A 25,329-nucleotide genomic window follows, 5' to 3' on the forward strand; every position below is an offset into this window, starting at 1 on the left:
CCCTCAACCTCACCCAGTGTACCTAAATTTCAGCCTAGTTCGCCATCCATTCTCACCCTTCCCAGATCCCCTGTTTTAATGCGCTCTAGCAGCATTCGCAGAACTTTAGTAAATTCCGCGAAATTCTCGTTTGCAAGGAAGCATTCAGCGGGGCAAAAAATGACGATTCGAGACCATGCACAGGATGTGCGCAGTCTAAACGCAACCACCAATTACCTTGGGTTCAGTTCGCTTACGAGACGAATTGTTGGGGTTTCACGTCATTCTCTCTTTCTTGAGTGCTGTCAGCAGACAGCCTTTCGCCCTATCTCCGACGCAAAGCTAGCAATCTCGCCGCTAGATCTTGTAAATACTCCAACCTTCAACGCCGGGGGCAGATCGTGATTCGCCAAAGAAAAATTCGTTCGATGAATCGTTCTGCCGAACGGCAGACAAGTAGGTCGCGTGTACGACGCTCCTTGATGGAATCGCTCGAGCAAAGGCAAATGCTGGCTGTGGATTTCGATCTTAGCCTCCATCCAGCAGTAGAAGGTTTTTTGCTTACCGCCGAAAAGCAAGGTGCGGACTACAGGCTGTCGTTGCGGGATCGATCTAGTCCGGCGTTGCCATTGCAACAACTCCTGCTGTCGGTAACTCCACAAAACGTCTCAATCGCAGGCTCTACCGGCGACGACAGTCTCTGGATCGATTTTTCGACCGTGACAACCGTTGACGCAAACGGGAACTTCAACGACGTCGTCCCGGCCTCGATCACCGTCAATGGTCTGGCTGGCACTGATGATGTGCGCTTCACGGGCCATACCGCCGTTACCGGCAACTTGATCGTCAACGCAGAAACGATCTTGGTTGGGGCGGGCAACTATTTGTCGAGTGGAACGGGACTGCAACTCAACGCAGCAGCTGATCTGGGCACCTCTCAAGTAAGTGGTGTTGATGTCTCGCAGACAGGGTCCGTAGTAGCCGGTGTCACTGTGTCAGGTCATCTTCGCGCCACAAGTATCATCGTTCATGCAACTACAAGTGGAACCATTGAGTCCACGGGAAGCACCTTCACCGGCAGCGCCGAAAACCGATTCACCGACTCGGCGACCATCATCGTTTCGCCTGGCGCAACCATTGACGGCACGCAATCCGTCGACTTGCTTGCAGAGCGAGGAACGACCTACTCCGCCTCTGGAGTAGCAGCCCTCAATCGTATTGTTGGCGATACGTCGATCACCGTTGGCACCGCCGGGCAAAACACACAAATCACGGCCGGCAACAGCCTCTCGATTCGCGCCGTCGACAATGTTAGAGCGGATGCGATCAGCCCTGACCTATCGCTCAATCTATCGAGCTGGTTGGTCCCCTTCGCGATGGACGCTAGCTCTGCGAGAAACACCTTCATCGGTGATACGCAAGTTATAGTGACCGATACCGTACTCTCTCAATTCATAGGTGGCGGGGCGGGAACTAGGATCGAAGCCAATCGAAAAACGATCGGGCTTACCGACGTTTCCTCGGTTTCTATCGCCCAAAGCTCGCCAATCTCCGATCTTAGCATTTCGCTCGGCGGAACCTATGCTTCCAACCTGCTGATCGGCAACGTGCGTGCCGCAATAACTGGCGGTTCCCTTCAAGCAACAGAAGCCAGCGTGTCGGCAGTCGATGATTCCATTCTCACGGCTACCAGCGATTTAGCAGCTCGTACGATTTCCGAAGTTTTTCCTAGCTCGGGATTCTCCGTAGGTTCTTCGATCGCTTACAACGCTGCTGCTGGCTCCGGGCTCGTGGAATCGGCCCTCGGTGCCGCGCAAGCCCTCGCACCAGAGACCCGTAGCGAAACACCTGCCGAAATCTTGGCCCGCGTCTATAACGCCTCGATCAACATCGTTGGTGATTTTCGGATCGATGCAGAGTCACGTATCGGCATCAATTCCACGGTAAGCAACGCGGCGGAATCGATCGCTTCGACGGTCTTTGGTTCCGCTGGCTCCGCTGCTGCTGGAGTTGTTGCGACCAACTACATCAATGCTTACACCTTTGCCCATCTCGACTTTGCAGACGACTATGAGATTCTAGGCCTACCGAGCTTGGGACAAGTTCTAGTGGGTGGCGATCTTGAGATTTCTGCCGAAGACAATGGCGAAATCTATGCGAACACAAAACTAGTTTCATCCAGCATTGTTACCAATCATGGCGGTGCCTTGCTGTTACCGGACTTGATCGATTACTTCTTGCCCTCCGATTTCGTTTCATCGAATCAAACGGCCGCATTGATCTTTGGCTCGAAAGTACGAGTTCTTAAGGGACACACGGGTGGCGGGGAATCGGGCAAGGTCTATACCTATCTCGGTACAGGGCTTGATCAGGACGGCAATCCGACGACTTTTGATCTGAGCACCGCCGATTTTGGCGATCTCGACTTTTGGTTGCCTCCTCCTACGGCGATCTTCCCTGAAGTCATGAACGTAGACGACAGCAACTCGGTGGCTGTTGGTGGCGTGGTGACTTTCAATGATGTTCGTGGTGGCGCTACTGCTACGATCAAGAATGCCAATGTCGATGCTGGTTCCGTTCAAGTCGAATCGATTGAGAATGCCGTCATCCTAGCGACGGTTGACTCGACCGTGGAATCGTCCGGAGGCAGTGCTTTTGGCGAAGGCACCAGCCTAGCAGTCAACGGTACGATCGCTACCAATAGTGTATTGACCTATTCCAGTGCTACTATCACGAATAGTCACATCACCACGACCGCAGCAGGAGATAGCAACGGGGCCATTTACGTTTCGGCCACCAATACGTCCATCGTCGATGCGGCGAACAACAGTGTCACCAAGTCGGGGGATACAGCTGGCGGCGCGATGTTAGCGTTCAATACGATTGGTTACGTTCCGCAGAACGCGTTGTTCAACTCCATGAACACCATTCTGACTAGCAACATCGGGACTAAACAACCTGCATTGACCAATGCTTCATTGCTCAACACAAAGGTGGTTGCAGCGGGGAATGTGGACGTTTTAGCCAGTTCAACCTCGTCGATCAACTCTACGGTCAGCAATGCAACGACTTCAGCTGCGTCCGCTCTAGAGGGAGCTAGCGGTAAAGCCATCGGAGGTGTGATAGCCTCCAATATGGTCGCGTCCAATGTCACCGCCTTCATCGACAGCTCGGGGATCACCCCTGCTTCGGATCGAATCGTGCAAGCTGGTGGGAACATTACCGTCGATGCAAACGACTCGGCATCGATTACATCGGATACTAGTTTATTGGCGGACTCGACCACAACCAATGATGGTGGCAGCAGCTTGTTCGGCGATTTCCTGACCTCGTTGATTATGCAATACGAGTACTCCAGTACTTCGGGGGCTAAGAACCTCGTGTTTGGAGACAAAGTCCGAGTGGCTTCGGTGTATGAACTACCCGCCAATGCGATAGACGAAGACAATTTCGAAGCCGAAGCGGTCTATCAATACATGGGTACAGCCGCCCTGGTCGATTTGAACGCAACCGACTATTCCGACTATGGTTTATGGAAGAAGCTGGAACCGTTTAACATGCCTGAAGCCGGAATGAACGTGTCCGACTCCGATTCCGTCGCCGTGGGAGGCTTGGTTGTTCGCAACGATGTCGACGGTAACGTAAAGGCCTATCTGTCGTATGTTACAGCATCTTCGATTGGCGATATCACCATTTCCGCCACGGGGAATCAGAACCTCGATGCAAGAACTGATAGCACTGTCAGCTCATCCGGAGGAAGTAAATTCGGCGATGGGGTTTCGCTCGCGATCAACGGCGTCATCGTTACCAATAACATGACTGGTTTTAGTGAAGCCTACACGAACAATAGCTCTATCACGACGACTTCAGCAGGGAATGATCCGGACGACGCTCAAGGCGATTTCCAACTGGTTGCGGAAAACACGGCATCGTTCACAGCCATCAATACGAGCAGTACACAATCCGGCGATACGGCTGCTGGGGTTACGCTCGCCTTTAACCGACTCGGTTATGCACCGGACAATTTGCTGTTCAATACGCTTCAAGCGATCTTTGGAACCATCTTAGGCGGCGATGCCCCAGTTGGTGCGAAAGCGTGGATGCGGAACTCACCTGTTTCCGCTGCTAACGATGTTTCTGTACTAGCCCACAATGACGCGATGTTGACTGCGGAGGTCACCAACGCGACGGCGTCGAATGCTGCCGCCTTTACCGGTGCTAGCGGAATGGCCGCTGCCGCAATCGTAGCGAGCAATATGGTCGACAGCGAAGCTTCGGTTACCGTTGATTTTACCTCTAGCTATTTAACCACCAACAACTTGAATCACGGCCCTATGGAGGCTGGTGGTTCGATCACGATTCGTTCAAGAGATCGGGCCGGAATCCTCTCTGACACGACATTAGAATCGACCTCTCAAACAACTAACCTCGGGGAAGATGCAGTCCTGGCAACCTTCCTCAGTCAATTCGAAAACACGTACACGTATACCAGCAATTCAGGTACGCGACTTGTGTCCCCTTTGACACCGGTCCGCATCGCGCCCGGTTACACAGGCGGGGGGGTACCTGGCGGACTTTATCGATTTATTGGAGTCGCCACCAACGCTAACCTCGGCACCGAAGACTATTCGAACGCAGCCCGATGGACCCGCGTCACTTTTGCGATCGAAGACTTCCTGCCGAATTTTGGAAATGTCACAGAATCTGATTCCATAGGCGCTGGTTTGCTTTTGATTCGAAACGATGTCAGAAGCGAAGTGACGACCACCATCGATCGCACCCATGTCAACGCAATCGGCAACATCTCGATCGCAGCCTTGGAACAAGCGGACATTATCGCTACCACATCGTCCCTCGTGACTAGCAGTGGTGGAAGCAATCAAGGCGCGGGGACCTCTCTCGCTATTAGCGGCGTGATTGCAACAAACATCGTCCTGAGCAGTGCTGTCGTCGACCTTGATGCTAGTTTGATAAGTGGCGGTGCAAACCTGAGTGTACTCGCAGAGAATCGAAGCGGAATCGATTCCTCGCTCAACGCATCAGTGGAAACGGGAGATACCGGCGCGGGCGTTACAGCCGCATTCAACTTGCTCGGTGTTCGCTCGCTGAATCTATTTGGAACGCTGGTGGATACCTTGCTTGGTATCAATTCCGATTTATTGATCGATGCTCCCGCTGAAGTCAAAGCGAAAGTCAACAACACGCCCATCAATGTGTCAGGCAACGTCAGCGTCGTTGGAGATAACTTTGCGGAACTCAACGCGAGCGTCACCAACTCGGTTGCTTCCAATGCAGGTGCTCTCACTGGAGCAAGTGGCAAGGCAGCGAGCTTTATCCTAGCTGCCAACCGCGTTATTACCGAGGCAGAAGCCGGAATCGAGTTCGCCAATGGCTTCAGCAATCCTACTGTCAACGCTGGTGGTTCTGTCGACATCCTGGCTGAGAATCGGGCTGGCAATTACAGCAACACTAAGATGGTTGCCTCGAGCGAAACGATCAACGATGGCGGACTGTCGATCGCAAAAAACAGCCTCATGGGGCTCGATCCAACCCCATTTACCTATCTCAGCAGTGATGGAACCCAAACAGTTCAGTTTGGTGATACTGTACGATTGACGCGGGGGCACTCCGCTGGTGGTAATGGCGGCAGTCGCTACAAATACATGGGTGAAGAAGCGGACCTTGATTTAATCAATACCGACTTCAGCGACACGGGGTACTGGCGCGAAGTCTCACTAGTTCGTTTGATTCCATCAACTGGAAACATCTCTGATTCCGACTCCACCGCCGTCGGTGGAATCATTATTCGTAACGATGTGCGAAGCAGTGTCGATGCGTATTTAACGAACACAACCGTTACAGCAGTGGATGACGTATCGGTTCAAGCGATCGAACGAGCAGCGATTACAGCGGCAATCGATGCATCTGTTACTTCGTCGGGGGGTAGCCAAACGGGGAGCGGCACTTCGCTCGCTGTGAATGGAATCATCGCAGTCAATCTTGTTCTGTCTAGTGCGGAAGCACTCGTTACAGATGGAACCATCACAACGACCGATGGTGACATTATCGTTCACAGCGAAAACTCTTCGTTGTTGGTAGCTCGCAACAAATCCTCGGTAGAGACCGGGGACACCGGCGTCGGCATCACGCTGGCATACAACACGATTGGCTACGAAACACAGGATATTCTCTCACAGACCTTTGACGCTCTTTTCGCAGGTGATTGGTTCGCTCGCGAGAACGCCTCCAAAGTCCACGCTGTGGTAACCAATACGCCGTTGGTCGCTGGTGGTGGAATTTCGGTGACTGCCGATGCAACCGCAACAATCCGAGCATTAGTCTCGAACGAAGTCGCCTCGAATGCCGGTGCCTTGTCGGGAGCAAGCGGCAAGGCGGGAGGCGCGATCCTCTCCAGCAACGTCGTTTTGGCTGATACGAAAGCGACGATTCAAAAGCCCAATGGTGGTAATGGCCAAGCGACTGCGAACGGTGGCGACTTTATCGTTCAGGCAAACGACCAAGCCAACATCACTGCCAACACGAAACTCCTAGCCACCTCCTCGACCACTAACGATGGCGGCCTTTCGCTCGTGTTCAACGCGATCGCCGATCTGATCGGCTACGATTTCACAGACCGCTCTGGTGTACAGACGTTGTCTCCATTAACGATCGTTCTGCGTGATGATGCCGACTACACCTCGTTCGATTTTGCCGACGTGCTCAGTCGCGGTCAGCGAGTTCTGCTGGAGTTTGACACCGAGTATGCCGCCAAGGGAGATGTTTTTGAGTACATCGGTGCTGATGACTGGGAAGGGGTCGATCTAGACATCGTCGACTATAGCAATACGACTTTGTGGCGAAAGCTGAATGGTCAGATCGAACAACTATACATGTATATTGGTCCTACTCAGAGTATCAATCTCGCGACGACCAACTACGACGACACCAATCTTTGGCAGACCTTGCCCAGCATTCAACCGACCGATCTGATTCCTGGCCTAAGCCTGAATAGCACCTCGTCAGATTCGCACGGTTTCGGTGGCCTATTCGTTCGCAACGCGGTTCGTACCGGCGTCGAAGCTTTGCTGGATAACTACACAGTTGAGGTACACGGTAACCTAGCTGTTATTGCTAACGAACGAGCGACCATCAACGCCAACAATGACTCCACTGTCACGAGCAGCGGCGGCAGCATGGCTGGTGAGGGTGCCAGCGTTGCTCTGAACGCTATCGTCGCAACGAACGCTGTCCAAGCTTCTGCCAAGGCTCTCGTCGAACGTAGTTCTCTTACCGCATCTGCCCACGGGGCCAGCCTTGGCGATATCGAGGTCGAAGCGACCAATGCGGCCCGTATCCGCGCCACGACCGCCAGTACCGTTGAAGCCAACGGGCACGGCATCGGAGTGACGCTTGCATTCAACACGGTTGGTTACATCCCGCAGAATTTCCTTTCGAACTTGGTCAACGTCATCGCAGGCAATTTGCTCGCAACCAAAGATCCTGTCCAGACCTTTGCGTTGATCAACAATTCCTTGATCAATGCCTCGGGATCCGTCGGTACCAATGCTCGCGCATCGGGAGCGATCGATGCCTTGATCACATACGCGGGCAAAACCCTTTCGGTCACACCAGCGGGAGGGAGTGATACCCTCAACGTCGGTGCAACAATCGCCTTGAACACCGTCGCGACCGACACGCAAGCTCAGATCAATTCGCCACTATCTCTCACGACTGGAGGCGACTTGACAGTTTCTGGGAACGACAATTCCCGAGTGATCGCAGATGTCCAAACCAGCTCTATCGCCGTTGGTGCAGGGACAGGGGATTCCAGCGGTGTCGCCGTCGGATTGACTTGGGCACGAAACGAGCTCGACAATAATGTTAACGCTAAGATCGTGAATGCAGGCACCCAAGCCGCTCCGGCAGCCGTGGGTGGTGATCTTCTCGTCACGACTTATCGACGGGGTGCCATTGTCGCTACGACCACAGCGACAGCCATCGGATTGGCTGTGAGTGCCTCGGGGGCCAAAGCGGTCAGTGGTGGGGGGGCTATCGGTGTCAATTACCTCGCGGGTTCCGCAGTTGCTGAAATCGTTGGTAGTGCGATTCACGTCAGCGGCAATATCGATTCAGACGGTGACGCGACGATTCGTAGCGATGACGCGTCGAGAATTGAGTCGCTCGTGCGTTCAGTGGCGGGATCGGTCGCTGTGAGTGGTGGCAAATCTCCTGCCTTCGCACTCGGGCTTTCGGTCGCCAAGAATTTCATTGGATGGACCACAGACCAAACCGACCACGACTTTACCGATAACAACACAGCGGCTGCCGTCGATCAAGGTGAAAAGGTTCGCATCCTGGCTGGGCCTCTGCAAGGAAACGTTTATCTGTTCGTCGGTCGAGGGCTCATCCATTTTGGCCCACCTCAAGTCATCGATTTGACCAAGGAGAACTTTGAGGATCGAAAGCGATGGAAACTGGCTAGCACTCGAGCGTCGGAGTATTCTACTCTCGCATCGGTTGATGGAACTGTGTTGAACATCGTAGGTCACCTCAGTGTGACAGCCGACAGCGTTTCCACCATTGGTGCTAAAGTTCTATCAGGGGCGGTCGCTATCGGAGTCGGATCGCAATCCAGCTTCGGTGCCAGCATCGCCGGGGTCGTTTCCGTCAATACGATCGAGAGCAACGTTCGTGCTTCGATTACGAACACGCCGGTCATTATCGCGGACCCAACTCTACCTGCGATCATCGCGGATTCTATCCATGTCACAGCCGATGAGGCAGCCAGAATTGGATCGGTCGCAGGTGCTGCGTCGATTGCTGCTTCGGTTACTGGCCAGAGTGGTATCGCTGGGTCGATCGGATTGTCACTGGCCTTTAACGATTTGACCGGTGGGGCGTCTGCCACGATGTCAAACAATGGTATCGTAGCAACTCGGAGCGGCGACCTATACGTTTCTTCAATCAGCCGTGCAGCTCCGCTGTTCGACTTCTCGCTCGCCGCGAACTCACTATCCGCGGCACTGCTCGACGATGCTTCGGTCCAAGACCTAGATAACGGCGATACGACGCTCATAGACGAAGCTGCCATCGATGCGGCGGCTGACAAGATCATCCTCGGTCATTTAGCAGCGACTCTAAGTGCAAATGGCGAAAAGCTGCCAACAGTGGATCGACTGCGAGGAGGTTGGACCTACACGACGGGTGATGGCACGCAAACCATCCAGAGCGGGCAAACCGTGTTGCTGGAACGTGGGTACCGCTCGGGCGGTATCGGCGGCGATATGTACGAGTACATCGGAACGACTCAGTCGCGGGACCTCGGCACCCAAGACTACAGCAATACCGCAATATGGAGGCGGGTGGACCCAGAGCTCAAGTTATCTATCCTCGAGCCAGGAAAGTCATGGCTTTTGGTAACAGGCGACGGCACCAGTTACACGTTAAAGCTTTCGGCTGTAGATCCGACCCGTTTAGAAGTTTCAAGAAGCAGCATCAGCGCCATTTCGGTGGCAGCTTCGCTCGCGATCGGTATTGGTGGTCAAACGGGGATCGCTTTCAGCGGAGCCGGAGCTATCGCGATCAATAGTGTACAAACACAAGCAGAAGCGATCGTCGATCGATCGGAAATTACGGTTGCTGGTAGCATGAACGTTAGTGCAGCCAGCACCGCCGCTATTCAAGCGACAGTCGTGGCAGCCTCCATCGCCGCAGGCATTGGTGGTAGCAATGGTGTAGGGGCATCGATCGGAGTTGCGGTCGCTCAGAATAACATCGGCATGGGAGACAACAATGAGACTGGCACCGCTTCGATCGTGGCTGCTGTTCGTCAATCCGACGTCCATGTCAGCAACGGGCTGAGTGTCATATCGACTGCTGATCAGACGATTGGCTCGACCGTCTTTTCGGGATCGGTCGCTATTGGTGGTGGCGGAACTGCTGGAATCGCCGCTAGCGGATCGGGTGTCAATGCCGAGAACCGCATCGGCTCCCACGTTGTCGCAACCATCGACTATGGAACAAGCGGGCCGATAGGAGAAGTGACCGCTGCATCGGTAGAGGTGCTCGCGGCAGATCGTTCGACTATAACGGCCTATGCGGCAGCAGTCTCGTTGTCGGCAGCAATCGGTGGAACCGTGGGCGGAGCAATCTCGGTCGGGGCGACCTATTCCAAGAACGTTATCAACACCTCTGTAGAAGCCTCGATCAAACAGAGCTCCGTCGAGTCGACGACTGGAGGAATTACTGTTGATGCTGCACAGCTTTCTTCGATCCAAGTCTTCGCCGGGGCTGCTTCATTGGCGTTGGGGTTAGGGGGGACGGCTGGCATCGGTATCTCTGGTGCGGGAGCGGATGCAAACAATATCATCAATGCCTCGACCAATGCGTTTGCATTGAACAGCAGTCTTACCAGCGCAGGCAACATTGACATTGCAGCCGACAGTAATTCTACGATCAATGCTACTGTACTAACCGCTTCGGTGGGAGCTGGCGTAGGTGGCACAGCAGGGATCGGAGCATCGATCGGCGTAGGTTTAGCACGCAACATTATCGGTTACAGTCCTGCAACGGTAGGTTTCAATCACCTTTCCGGGGCCACCGTCAACGGCCTAACTTTAGGAACCCGAGTCAAGATTCAATCGGGTGTTCGTGTCGACGAAGTCTACGAATATGTCGGGACCAATCAAGCTGGGTCCATCGATTTGCGTGCCATGGACTACGGTGATTCCAAACTATGGAAGCGAGTCGACTTGTTGGCAGGTCAATCGCAGGTAAGAGCCTATCTAGAGAACACCTCGGTTGATGCGTTTGGGCATCTTAATCAGACCGCTATCTCGCGAGGAACGATCGAAGCCGAGGTTTTTGCTGGCTCGATCGCTGTTGGGGGAGCGGGCGTTGCAGGTGTCGCGTTGAGTGGTGCTGGAGTCGGTGCCGAAAATCGTATCGCAACCCACGTTCATGCGGGAATCGATGGAGATGCTAATACTCGTATCGAAGCGAGGGAAATCGTATTGATCGCGGATGATATTTCCGCGATCAAGGCCAAGACGGGTGCGGCCTCGTTGGCTGCTGCGTTCGGGACCGTTGGGGTGAGCATCAGCGTTGGTGCGGCTGTTGCCTACAATGAAATCGCGAACGATGTCTCGGCGTTCGTAAGTGGTTTGGGCATGGGATTGCTTGCTCGCGATGGAAGTCTCACGCTGCAAGCTTCCGAAAATGCAACCATCGTTAGCGAAACACAAGCCGCCTCGATCGCCGCCGCAGTCGGTGGGCTAGGAGTTGGAATCAGTGGTGCTGGGGCAGGTGCGACGAATGTCATATTGAGTGATGTGAGTGCCTATCTGGAAAATACCGAAGCGGTTGTTCAAGGTGATGTTACGATCTCAGCAACCAGTTCCTCTACCATTCGAGCGGAAGTCTTCGCGACCTCTGTCGCACTCGCTGGTGGGGGCGTTGCAGTCGGTGTTTCCATCGGTGCCGCACAAGCTAACAACTTTATTGGATTCGATGCTCGTGGGAGCGTTCAATCTGCGGGCATTCGAACTTGGATCGATAATGCCTCGCTGATTGCTCATGGAGAATTGAATCAATCGGCCATTTCAACCGCGACAATCATTGCCACGGTTAATGCTGGTTCAGCGGCGGCTGCCATCGGCGGTTTCGGCGGCGCTGCTAGCGGTGCGGGGGTAGGCACCGTTAACAAGATCGGGCAAACCATCGAGTCTCGAATCACGAACAGTATAGGGGCGGGAATCGCGTCTATCGGTGGTTCGTTGATTGCTGAAGATAACTCCACCATAACCGCTGATGCACAAGCGGCATCGTTGGCAGCGGCATTGACAGTTGGGGCGGCGGTATCCGTTGGCGTTTCGCTAGCTGAAAACACCATTTCCAATATTACTCGAGCCTACATCGAGAATGCTACACTTAAGAATCCAGCCAACTTTAGTACAAGCAGCGGGACTCAGTCGTTAACGGTCGGCCAGCGTGTACGAGCAGCAAGCGACTATAACCCGAACCTTGGTCGACCTGGAGCCATCTATGAGTTTCTAGGGCTCGCAACCGATCATGAGTCATCTGCTGGCTCGGTGTTCGTCAACGAAGGACAACTCGTCAGAGTCTCGCAGGGACATACAGCGGGCGGAAGTGTCGGAGCCGTTTACCGGTTTAATGGAATTCCAGACAACTACTTCTCGCTTAACGGAACGCAAACCATCGGACCGGGCGATCGCGTTCGCTTGGCCGTAACCTACGATCCAACGCTGGGAGTGGGAGGAGCTGCCTATGAGTTTCTTGGTACTGACCCCACGTCGATCAATCTGTCAACGGAGAACTACCTCAATGCGTTGTTGTGGCGTGATGTCTCACGCGTAGATCTAAGCATCCAAGATTTTTCGAACACCAACCTTTGGACAAATGTTTCGTCGGTCGCGCTTGGTTCACAAGACTACTTCGACACCAACGTTTGGCGTGAAGTGGTCGATGACTTCTCAATCCAAGCAACCGAGAACGCGACCATCGTCGCTAGCTCGAGAGCGGCGAGTCTTTCAGCGGGGCTAGCTGCTGCGAGTGGTGGTGGAGCCAATTCGATCAATACGATCAACACCACGACATCCGCATTCATCACGAGTTCGGAAGTCGTCATCTCGGGTGATTTGGAACTCAATGCCTTAGAAACGGCAAACGCAAGCGCGGTCGTCGGTACGCTAAATGTTGCGGCTGGAATTATTTCCGTTGCTGCGGGCGGATCGGTTGCCCGAGTCGATTTTAATGGTAACGTCCAGAGCTCGATCAACAGTTCGCAGGTAACTGCACGTGATATCGAAATGATATCAAGCAGTACCCCCAAAGGAGTTGCGAACGGTTTCGGGGTCAACGCGGGAGCCTTGGCCGTCGGCGTTTCCTCTGCCACCATCAATGTCCAACCCACTGTATCGACCACCATAAGTGGAACCGTCAACGCTCGCTCCCTTCACGCTGGATCCATGCTGAACCTGCCGGACAGCGGAGAAACCTCTAGCGTAAAAACGACAGGTTCGAGCGGTGGATTGATTGGGGTCGATTCGACTCGAAGTGTTGTGAATAACAATGCTAACGTTACGAGTTCCATCGCCAATGGTGCAACACTGATGGTCAGCGGTGCGACATCCTTGCGATCGACTGGTTTGGGAGATCACGTTGTCACTGCCGACAGCTATGCATTCGGTTTGCTAGCCGCCGGTATCGCTTCGGCTCGGGTCAACAACCAGTCGAGCGTGACATCTTCCATCGGAACAGGAGTCACGTTCACGGGAGGTTCACTTTCCATTACCGCAGACAACTCCCAAGCCCAGTTCGCTGATACCTTTGCGGGAAGTGGTGGTATTGCGGCAGGTGCATCCGCCAGTGCTACAACGGTCAACAATGGTACTACGAACGTCACGATTGGTAACGGTTCTGTGATTGACCTCACGGGTGATCTGAATATTACCAATCACGGAGATTCCGAGGTCAATGGTCGCGTCAGGACATTCGCTGGTGGTTTATTGGCAGGTGCCGGTGCACGAGTGAACAACACCGTTAACGCGACAACTCTTACGGCAATCGGAGGCTCCGTTACGATCAACGCTGCCGGGATTCGCGTTGACACATCGAGTAGCTCGACCAAGCCGGATATGGATTCCGAGAACATTCGGGGTACGACGGGCGGATTGATCAGCGGTGCAAGTGCCAAGAGTGTTTCCAACTTCGATTTCAACACGCAAATCACCGTAGGTAGCAACGCAACGCTGAACATTACGGGTTCGCGCGTTCAGCCTGGTTCGATAAGCCTCAGCACGCTCAACCAGATCTTTGCTAGGGACAAAGTTAACTTCACGACCGGTGGAGCTTTCTCGGGAGCAAGTGCCGACAGCATTATTCGCAACAATGCAAACGTTTCGCAGGTCAGCATTGGGACGGGAGCAACCCTCACCAGCCTTGGCGATATCTTGCTTTCTGCACGCGGTACCGGTGATGTCAAAACGAAAACGAATGCCGAGACCTTTGGTGCTGCCACTGTTGCCATTGCGAATTCGATCTCCGAGATCACTCCGCACAATACCGTCAACGTTGGAGCCAACGCCACACTGCGTGCCTTCGGCGACTTGAATCTAGCAGCGGGGACCAGCATCGATTTCAACCGAGATCGTTACGCCTTGGATGCCAAAACGGACACCTTCGCCGGTAGTGCCATCCCGATCGATTCGATCGATTCTCAATCCAACCTCATTCAATTCAACACTATCAACGTTGCCGCTGGCTCTCTGTTGGAATCGGCTCGCGATATTCGACTGCACGCAGAACGTCTCGGGTTGGCCGATATGAGCAGCACGGCCAAGGCCGTTAACTGGCTTAGTGCGGCTTCTGGTGCCTTGAACTCGGCCCTAGGTGGTCAAGAAATGCTCGGTGGTTCCATCTTTGCAGAGGCATATGGGGTCGTACAGGTGGAGGGTACCCTGCGGACTGGAATCCATCGACACCAAGAATTGATTCTGGGAGCCGTAGGTATGGACGGCATACCGACCGGTTGGGATCGTGACGCGGGAGTGATCACCACCTATTCTGCAAGCGACGGAATCAGCTTTGATTTCGGTACTGAGATCCTTGAGTCAGGGTTGATGCAACAACTGGATGCTGCTCGAGTAAATCTCGAACTGTATCGCAATACCAATACCGTTTTGCGTGATTTTTACACGACAGAAATCAGTCGGATCGAAACAGAATTGCTGTCCAAGGGGCTCGCTGTAATCCAAGCCGACGGATCGCTAACCGCTAGTGAAGTTTACGTCATGAGCGTGAACGTCAATCCGATCTGGGCACAAGCGGGAGTTATCGACGTTCGAGCAGACCAATTGACAGGAAGTGGCATTATCGATGCCCCGAGCGATGCGTCGGTCAATGTCATCAATCATACACCTGCCCAATTGAACATCCTGGGCGTCACGATCCCCGAAGCCAACGGAGGCTTATTCTTGAATGGTGTTCGGACAGGGACCAACGCGAGTCTCAACGACCTAAACAATCCCAACGGGTCTGCAAACTTTGCTGCACTACCCCCTGTGGCACCACTGACCGATGGCGATGGTAATCCCATCCTGCCTTCGATTACGTTAACCAATACCTTTGATTCTAATCTCATCGTTGATGACGATTACACAAATCCCTCCATCGTCGTTAAGGGAGATGTCACCAACTATTCTGGCAGCTTCACAGCGTTCAATCAACGCGGTGACATTATCTATCGAGCCAGTATCCGTGCCGCTAACGTAACAACGATCGCAGGGGGAAGCGTCTTTATCGATGGCTTGACAAGCTACAGTGTTGGAGGGGATCCGTACGGCAAACTCAAGAGCTTGGGCAATGGTATCGGTGCTTACAACACTCAAGCTGCCCTCGACAAAATACTTGAGCAGTCGAACCAAATCAACTTGCTCGGCGATACAGTTATCATCAGTGCTGAGTTTTTGAATATCAACGGTATCATCCAGAGCGGTAAAGATGTTTACTCGATGACGCTCGATGCATCTGTAACCAATGAGATCAACAATATTCGTAGAAACCCGTCCGGTCCAAGGCTGACCAAGCTGAGCAAGTCCAATCTAGACTTTACCCTCTTCTATGACCGAGTTGAAAACAAGATTGTGGTCCGCGAAGTGCGTGTCAGTGGCGGCAACATCCAACTGACAGGTCACATTCTCAGCACCGGAGCCGGTTCGATTCGAGTGCTCGATGGCTATGGCACCATCCAAATCGATAATCAAACACCATTCGATGTTGCCATCGATCGCCTCGATGCCTCCCAGCGAGGTGCAGGTACATTGTTGATCGCGGATAAAGCCAAGGGAACTCCGTCCAACCCGCTCGCAACTCTTGTGACCGAAAGCGGTACCTACGAGCCCGATGCCAACTGGCGATACGGATTCTCGGTCGGTATGAAAACGGCGACCCGAACGACTACCACTTACGGTAGCTCCGCTTGGCTCGGCATCGATGCATTAGCCGCCGACCCTGGCAACGTGCGCACTGGTCCCAATACGGAAGTGCTCGAACAGCCCCGACTGTTACCCGCTGGTTCGTACTTCTACAAGGCCGGCTCTGCTTTAGGGGACTACACCCATTCCCAACAGGTAAATAACCTGGAACCACCTCGATCCTATAAGACTCGACAGTGGTCAACCAGCACTTGGTACGGCAAGAAAACCGAGTATCAAACTTGGGTGGATGAGATTAAGCAGGAAACCGTAAGCACCCATACGTTCCGTGCTGATCGCCCGATTCAGATTACGATGTTCGGAGCTCAAGAAGGTAATGTCAGTGTGACCTCCAACGCCGGTGGGAATATCCTAATCCAGGGTCCTATTCTCAACCCGACTGGTCTGACAACATTAACCTCTAACGCCTCGATTCTTCAAACCAATGACGGTGCGACGATCGGGGGACGCCAAGTTGTGCTCAATGCAGGGGCCAATATTCGCGACGTTCGAACGAATGTGAATAGCAGTGCACCGCAAGCTGGTGTCTCCGCATCGGCACCACAGCGAATCGATATCTATCAAGCTAGCGGTGTGCTGCCAATTATTAACATCAACTCGACCAATCGAGGCTTGGTGCAAGTGGGGTCGCAGAGCGGTATTGTTTCGGCCGCTCACTATGCTGGCAACAACAACATCATAGGTGGATCGATCTATCTAGATGGTGGAACAGCGGGCATTGGTGCAGAAGATCGATATCTGCGAATCGACAGTGGTAATTTGACCTCGAACAAAGTAGGGGCAACTGCAACGCAGAGTATTTTCCTGGTCGAAACAGCAGGAAACATGCATGTCGATCAGATTATTTCGACCATTGGCGATATCGGTCTCGTTATCGTTTCGGGTGGATTGATCGATGCCAACGATTTCGCCATACGAGACGAGCGAACCTACAATGAATTACTCAACGGCGTTTGGTCAGATCTCGGTCTCACCGAAGGATCCGGCGCCCTCGCAAAAATAACCGAAACCCTCGAGACTTTCGCCGCGAGTAAGACCCGCGAGTATCACACCTACTGGAAGTGGCGTAACACGCAAGCCGATCCAACGGAGTTCGATCCTAGCCATACCATCGCAGTTACCGGAAGCGAACTCGATTTCTACCAGTCGTTCTATGAATCTGAGGGGACCGCACAAGGGCTCACGGGCGCTGACTTGCAAGCCTACATCGACAACGCGATCGCCACCCTGGAAAATTCTCGGACTCAGCAGTACCTAACTCTGCATTCGACTTTTGCAGCTTATGATCGTGGTGGCTACGATGCAGGTGACTTGACCGCATCTTATATCGAGAACTTTTCCTACACCCTCAGCGATGTTGAACATGACACCCTGGTCGGAAGTATCAAGGTTTGGACCGAAGAGGAGTTGCTGAACACAATCGGTGCTGGCTTGATGAAAGAAGTCACCAGTACGCAAGTTGTCATAGAAAACGATAATCTGATTGGGCGAAACATTACCGTCATGGCGCTCGGTGGCGGCGTAGGCACCTACAGCGAACCAATCATTATCGATGTAACGCCACGCCCGCTACAGCTCACCAACGATGAGCGAGTGGCATTAGCCGCTGCGGAACGAACGGACGTAGTCTTTGTAGCAGGAACAATCGTAACCGGCACGATGAACTTCACTCGTGACGCAGTTAATGGCGACCAAATCATTCGAAATGATGGTGGCGATTGGCTAGCCGATGGCTTCCAAGCTGGTTTGTTCGTACGCGTCAAAGGGGACACCGGCAATATCACTGAAAATCAAGCGTTCGTTCGAATCCTTGATGTGACTAGCGATACGCTTACGATCGAACACCGCTCCGCGACCGTCGCAGAAACGAACCGATTGGTTACCATTACACCGGTGGCCGACGATCCGAACGCGCCTGGTATCGTCATCACGGCCATCGAAGTCGGTCAGCGGGATGATGTTAACATAACGGCATCGGGTACTTTACATGTAGTCGCAGGAGATGCGGTCTTTATCGGATCGCAAAACGATTTCTCGATCGAGTATATCCAAACCAGCGGAATCCTCGCCGTGAAAACGGGCGGAGGTATTGCCAATGGTGCCGTCGATCCCGACGCAGCCATGATTCTATCCGATGATCTTCTGCTCGAAGCTGCCACGGGAGGAATTGGAACGCAGCTACTACCCATTCGATTGAATCTACTTCCTAATGCGTCGTTTACTGCTCGAGCTCAGGAGAGTGTTTACATTGTCGAGCATGTCGGCAACTTGAACGTGGATAGCGTCTTCTCTCGCTCGGGTGCGATCAACTTGACCACGCTTGCAGGATCGATACTCGACAACCTCGGAGGGGATCTCAACAATCTAAAGTCCGGACAAGAGATCGTCCTCAGTGCAGCGGGAGGCTCTATCGGAGCACTTGGCCAGTGGCTTAAGACCGATCACCCCAACACCCACATCATCACCGCTACCAGCACAACTCACGATGTTCACTTGTGGGAAGTCTTTGGTGATATGCGAATCGGATTCATCGACGCCCCGCAAGGTGATGTGAATCTCAGAAGCCATCTGTCGATTGTTGGCACAAATGGTCCTGCACTGGACGTACGAGGTAACTCGATCACCCTCAATGCGTTATTTGGCGGTATCGGGGCAGCGGGTGATGAGCTTCAAATCGACAGCAGTTACTCTGCCGATGGATTGGTGACAACGAGCAGTCTTCTGGGCAATACTTACGTTTCGGAATTGCTTGGTGACCTCCGGCTGAACACCGTCAGCACAGGAAGTGAAGCCACCGCATTTATCAGTGCACTATCGGGCAGAATTCTCAATCGTGTCGCAGTTCCCGATGGTAAGAATATTCTCTCGGGTCGCGTGTTCCTATTCGCCTCGCAAGACATTGGCGAGGATCTGATCCCGATTGAAACCATCATCAGCAACGTTGAGGGACAATCTACGACCGGCTCTACTTTTATTGTAAACACCGGTGATCTCGAGGTGGGGGGGGTGGTCGCGGGGAGCCCGCAAGGAATGCTCTCCGGAGGAAGAGTTCGACTGATTGCTCGAAGTCCGGTTACGGTGGGCGAGGATATCATTGCTGCTGACGATATTCTCATCGTAGCGACCGACAGTCCGGGAACCGGCGACGATATCACCATCCTCGAAGATATCTCCATCGAGTCGACGGCTGGCCGAGTGCGTCTGGAAGCGGGAGACAACATTACCACTCTGCTGGGTTCATCGATCACTGCATTCTTGTTGATCGAAATCCTAGGCGGTTACAACGATGTGGATGACATCGGGACAGAGATTCTGATTCGTGGTGCTCTTGCGGCGCCGTTGTCAGTGATCCGAGGAACCGACCACGAAGACTTAATCACCATCACAGACGAAGCCATCACGTCGGGAGTGGTCTTGATCGAAGGTGCTGGTGCAGATGACACAATTACGAGCCATGCAGTCAATGGCCTTGATAGCCCGATCATCATTTATGGAGATTCGCTATCGTATGACTACGACTTCGATACTCGCGTCATAAGTGCTGTCCACACCCGAGAGTCGGGAATCGGCGGCAGTGATACGATCACTCACCTAGGTACTGGAACAGCGGTCCTCATCGGTGGGGCCGATGAAGATGCTATCACAGGCGGATCCGGCAACGTTTGGGCCGTCGGTGATGAAGCCACTGTTCATCTGCTAAACGGTCGAATCATCAGTATCGAGTCGACTGGGTCCGGAATCGGCGGAAACGACGTCATTGATGTCGGCGACGGTGAGAATATCGTAATCGGTGGCGTCGGAGTTGACGAGATCACTGCTGGCTTCGGCGTCAACACGATCCTCGGAGACGAAGGGCGTGTGGTTTTCAACGAAGCCGGGCTGCTCATTCTTGCTGAAAGCACAAACCCAACCATTGGTAGTGCAGATCTATTTAATCTAGGAGCTGGTGTCTACCGAGTTATCGCCGGTGCTGGCGATGAGCGGATCGAGCTGGGGCCAGGTACCAACTTTGTTATCGGCGACGCTGGCAGAATTCGAGTGAACGACGATGGTACAACGACCATGGAGTCGATTGCGCACGAGGTCAGCGGCGATGACGAGATCATTGTCAGCGAAGGCTTCAACGTCATCATTGGCGGCAGCGGAGCGGATACGATTCGAGTCTTGCCGGGGCCAAATGGATCTTCCGACCAAATCGGCATTGCCTTGGGTGACAATGGCTCGATGACCTTCACAAGCACCGGTACGCTGCTGAGTATTCAAAGCAATAGCAGCGATCCTTTCGGTGGTGATGATATCATAGAGTTAGCTGATGGAACTAATACCGTCATTGGAGGTGTCGGCAGCGATTTGATCACGGCAGGTGGTGGACGAAACGTCGTGTTTGGTGATGATGGAGAAGCGTTCTTCAATAGCGATGGGACCCTTAATACGGCTCGTAGCATCAATCACGGATTTGGCGGCCAGGATACTATTCAGTTGCAAGGTGGCGTTAATGTAGTCGTTGGTGGAGCGGCGAGCGATCTGATCGAAGTCGGAGGGGGGCACAATACGCTTCTCGGTGACGAAGGAGAGATTCTCAACTTCTACGACTCGATCTCGGGTTTGCTCACAAGCCGCATCGTTCGCACGCTCAGTGGTCACATCGGGGGTAACGATACCATCCGGGCCGCAACCGGATTCAATGTGGTTATGGGAGGGGCAGGAGCCGATGTTATCGAGTCCTATACCCTGGTCGGACCACAACCGGACGGATTCCAACCACCCCAATTTATTGCCATGGGGGACAACGGCGAAGCTTATTTCGATGGCCAAGACCGACTATTGAGCCTAGAGACAATCGAACCTAGCTTGGGCGGCAACGACACGATTACGACGGGGAACGGTCACGACATCATAGTCGGTGGCTTTGGCGATGACGTGATCCACGGCGGCGGTGGCAACGATATCATCCTGGGCGATACCGGACGTCTAACCTGGGAAGTACGTGACGGCGTATGGATGTTGATCCAGGTCACGGTTACCAGCGAGAATCCCGCTTATGGGGGCAATGATACGATCCATGGCGGAACTGGTGATGATCTGATTTTTGGCGGCACAGGAAACGATACGATCTTTGGTGGTGATGGTAACGATGTAATACTCAATTACCAAGCTACCTTGAACTTACCGATGCTTAGGCCCGAAGCGATTTCTGGGTGGGGAGATCTCGCGTATCGATCCTTGCTCGGAACACCATTGTCGATGTTCGATCTACAACGCCACTTCGTACCCCTCAACGCGGGAGGGGACGTTTCGGTTGGCAACAATGTTATCCACGGCGGGAATGGTGATGATGTATTTGTCATCACCCCGGGCGGTGTTGACGTCCTGAACGAAGAAACGGGCTACGATTCCATCAGCTTCCATTTGGCGAATGCAGGAATCGTTTTCGATCTAGACCGACTCGATGTTCCTCAATTCATCTATAACCCAGTTACGCAAACGGGGCCAACGGTTCAAATCAATCGCAATGCACCTGCGCCTGCGGTCAGTCCGTTTGAGAACTTTATAGGTACACCTTATGCCGATCTGCTTTATGTCAATCCAATCGCTGTGCCGCGCACCGTTGATATGGGGCAGCACATTGACGACCTAGTCGCGTTCCCTGGCGATGAGATGCGAGTTCGTACCTTTGGCAATCGCGTGCTGGATAACGGTTTGGTTTTGAGTGTTTCGGGGTTGGGAGATATACACCACTATCAGGTTGAAACCATTGAGTGGATGGGTGCAGCCCCCTTGATCTTCAACAACGGAACAGGAAACTGGACCGCATCTGGCGGAGCAACTCAGCAGTTCCGAGGCGCTTATATGGGAGATGTCTTCCGCGGCGTCAGCGGACCTGATTCAGTGGCAGGATGGTTGGTCAACGGCTTAACACCTGGAAAGTATGCGGTATCGGTTACATGGCCGAATGCAGGTGGAGCACCAGTGGGATCAGCGAACTTCGCCGCCTACAATGCAGAAGGCGACTTGCGTCATCAAGATATATTCGACCAGCGATTGTTGCCGTCAAGTTACCAAACCTTTGCTACCCGTTGGCAAGATTTGACACAACCTATCTTCGTTGACGATTATCATATACAGCTCAACACAACGGGCGTTCAGAACAATGTCGCATACTTTACGGATGCGATGCGAATCGAACGAATGCGGCTTCAAAGTCCGGAGATTCGCGTTATTGATTTGAATATCAACCGAGAAGTCATTTCGGGGCTTTCTACGGCGGACTTTGGTACGACAACTGTTGGAAACGCGGTCACTCGCCAGTTCCGCATCGAGAACCACGGCGATCAGCCATTGCTGCTGAACACTAGGACGGTCGGCAGCGCATCGCCGTATCGTGAAGTAAATGGTCTGGTGTTAGACGCGTTGCAGCGATCATCTTTGCCTAGTGGATTTACATCGGCAACCTTCGGAAGCAACACGGTTGCCCCAGGCGAATCTACCATCTTGACCGTTGTTTTCGGGGCGAATTCCATTGGCCAATTCCAAGATGATTTCGTCTTCGAAACCAATGACGTTGATGAGGCACTGTTTGCCATCTCTTTAAGAGGTCGATCGCTAGCGCCGGTTGGTCAAACCACGATCATCGATAACGTCAACCCTGGCTTCAGTATAGTGTCAGGTAGTTTTGGGGTGTCTGTTAATGGCAATGCCTTTGGGCAACAAGAGCGTCTAGCACAACCGACTAGCGATGCGGCCGCGACCTGGACGTTCACAAACCTTGAGCCGGGGCACTATCGTATTTCGGCGACTTGGGGGGGAAATGCCACAACTGCTGCGACAGCCGCTCCCTTTACGATCAGCTCGAATGGGGTATCGCGTGAGGTTCAAGTGAATCAGCGAATGAGTCCTTCAGCGTACGACGAGGCGTTCCAATCCAACGGTGCAACCTGGATGGATTTGGATGAAGATTTTGTTGTTACGGGCAATACGCTGACGGTTCGATTACAAAACTCGCCAACCGGAGTTGTTTTTGCGGATGCGATACGAATCGAGAGATGGGTCATTCCACCCGTTCCAGCTCCACGAATGATCGTAACAGATCTGTCGAACGGTAATCGGCTGCAGAATCAAAACGGCGTTCTAGATTTTGGAACGACTCGCTTGTTCGGCGCGGTGGTGCGAACGATCCGCGTGGAGAATCAAGGTCGTGCGTACCTTGAGTTTACCGATGCACCAAACTTGCCAGTTGGATTCTCGTTAGCTCAACCGATCTCAGTAAACGGGCTGCAGCCGGGCGAATCGACCATGATCCATGTGCGATTCGACGCGACTAGTCCCAACAATGCTACCGCAGAATTGCGGCTATTCACCAATCAACCAGGAAATCCCATTCATGCGATTAGACTGACCGGTACGGTCCAGATGGAGTACGTTGTCGACAACGGTTCGCCTGCTGGTTTCTCCACCAACTTCGCAACCGAAGCACATCGGTATTCTGTTGGTGGAACACGAGCAGTAAGTACAAACGTTGGTACCGGCGGTGTAGCCACTTGGACCTTCAATAACCTGACACCAGGAAACTACGCGGTGTATGCGAGTTGGTCAACCTCATGGAACAATAGGAATGGTCTGTCCGAGACCGCTCCGTTTACCATCAGTGGTGGCAGTTCAGCGACTACCGTTTTGGCCAATCAGCGGTTAGTTCCATCGGATGAGATTACCGACTTGGGCTCTTGGGCTTGGTTGAGCAACTACACGATCGTCGGCGGCTCATTATCGGTAACTCTACGAGACGATGATCCCGTGCGAGCGATGCAGGCCGACTCGATAAGAATCTTCCATCTTTACGAGCCAAAGGTTGAGCTGTACTCCGGTGGAAAACGCTTAACCCACGAGTCGGTGTTGGATTTTGGTGATACGCCCATCGGCGTACCGGTCAGCCGCAACATTCGAATTCACAATCCTTCGGAAAACCCACTTTTCCTGCATTCCATCGGAGCACTGCCAGCCGGATTCTCTCTAACGGGATTCCAGCCACAGTTTTTGGCTCCAGGTGGTAACCTGAATGTAACAGTAACCTTCACGCCTACTCTATTCAGAGTCTACAACCATCAGTTGGCTCTGCAAAGCAGTGACGCAGGGCTGGCGACATTCAATCTCATGCTACGGGGGCGAGGACTCTCTACGGCACAAGTTCTTGACGATCGTTCATCCGCTTTCCGGGTCGTGGAAGGCGGCTTCTCGACCTTGGATCGTGCTGGTGTGGGATTGGTCAACAACACGGCTCGGTTCGCGACCAATCGTAGCACCACGACGGGAGAATGGGTCATCACTGGTTTGGAGCCAGGAGTGTACCGTATATCTACAACTTGGATGGCTGACCGATTAGCAGCGACCAATACTCGTTTTACGGTCTTGGGTGGAAACAGTCCAACGACGGTTTTGGTAAACCAAACTCAAGCATCAGCTCTAACGGCAGGCTCGTTTTCCGATCAGCACGGTCATTGGGTCGACCTGGCAACATCTTATGAGATCACAGGAAACACTCTGATCGTTCAGTTGACAACCGCTGGCGCGACTGGGCGAATCCAAGCGGATGCGATTCGAGTCATACGACTTGATACCCAGCGGGCCGATGTGACTCCGGTCGCAAATCCACCGGTCCCGACTTTGTCACAAGCGACAGCAGAATTGTTCGTGGCGGCTGGAATCGAGTTGTGGGGCCTAGCGGATTCCAATTGGCAACTGAAGACCCAGCCTCCGCAAGTGATCGTCAAAGATCTGCCAAGTGATGTCTTGGGGCTCGCCTCGGTCGACTCCCATACCATTTTCCTTGATGCCAACGCAGCGGGGCACGGTTGGTACTACGACGAAGAGCTAGCGAGAGCCTTGGTCGCAGGCGATGTAGCGAACAACTTGTACGCTTGGACCGGTAGTATGGACGGAAAGTTTGATTTGCTAAGCGTAGTTCTCCATGAAATCGGTCACCTTTTGGGCTATGAAGACAATGATTCTCGACAGGTAGCGCGATCAGTCATGTTGGATCGGCTTGGCCCGGACATGCGTCGCTTACCGGAACTGAAACAAGAAATTGATGATGCTTGGTGCGAAGCAATTGCTGTCTACAGTTCGGATCGATTGATGAAGTCCTTGGGCAGCGAGTCGAATGATGTGCTATTACTCGATGATGAACAACCACTCATGGGACCGCACATGCCCATCAGTAGGAACGACGAAGACTCGGAGCAGGACTCCGCTTGGAACGATCACATATTGGCAAAATGGGATCTAATGGACGACTTGCTTTAGACCCAGGCTGTAAATAAACGTGATTTGGTATGGACACCAA

At 53.2% G+C, this 25,329-nt stretch carries 1 protein-coding gene; it reads left to right on the plus strand.

The genetic code is table 11. From position 1 onward, the window contains the following. The first annotated feature begins 407 nt into the window (after positions 1–407). On the plus strand, positions 408–25,289 hold the full coding sequence (locus SH449x_RS25625; protein WP_482378923.1) for a golvesin C-terminal-like domain-containing protein: 24,882 nt from the start codon (positions 408–410) through the stop codon (positions 25,287–25,289). The last annotated feature ends 40 nt before the right edge of the window (positions 25,290–25,329 follow it).

Source organism: Brakhagea baltica (genome assembly GCF_052161605.1).
GTDB lineage: Bacteria > Planctomycetota > Planctomycetia > Pirellulales > Pirellulaceae > JBKCUI01.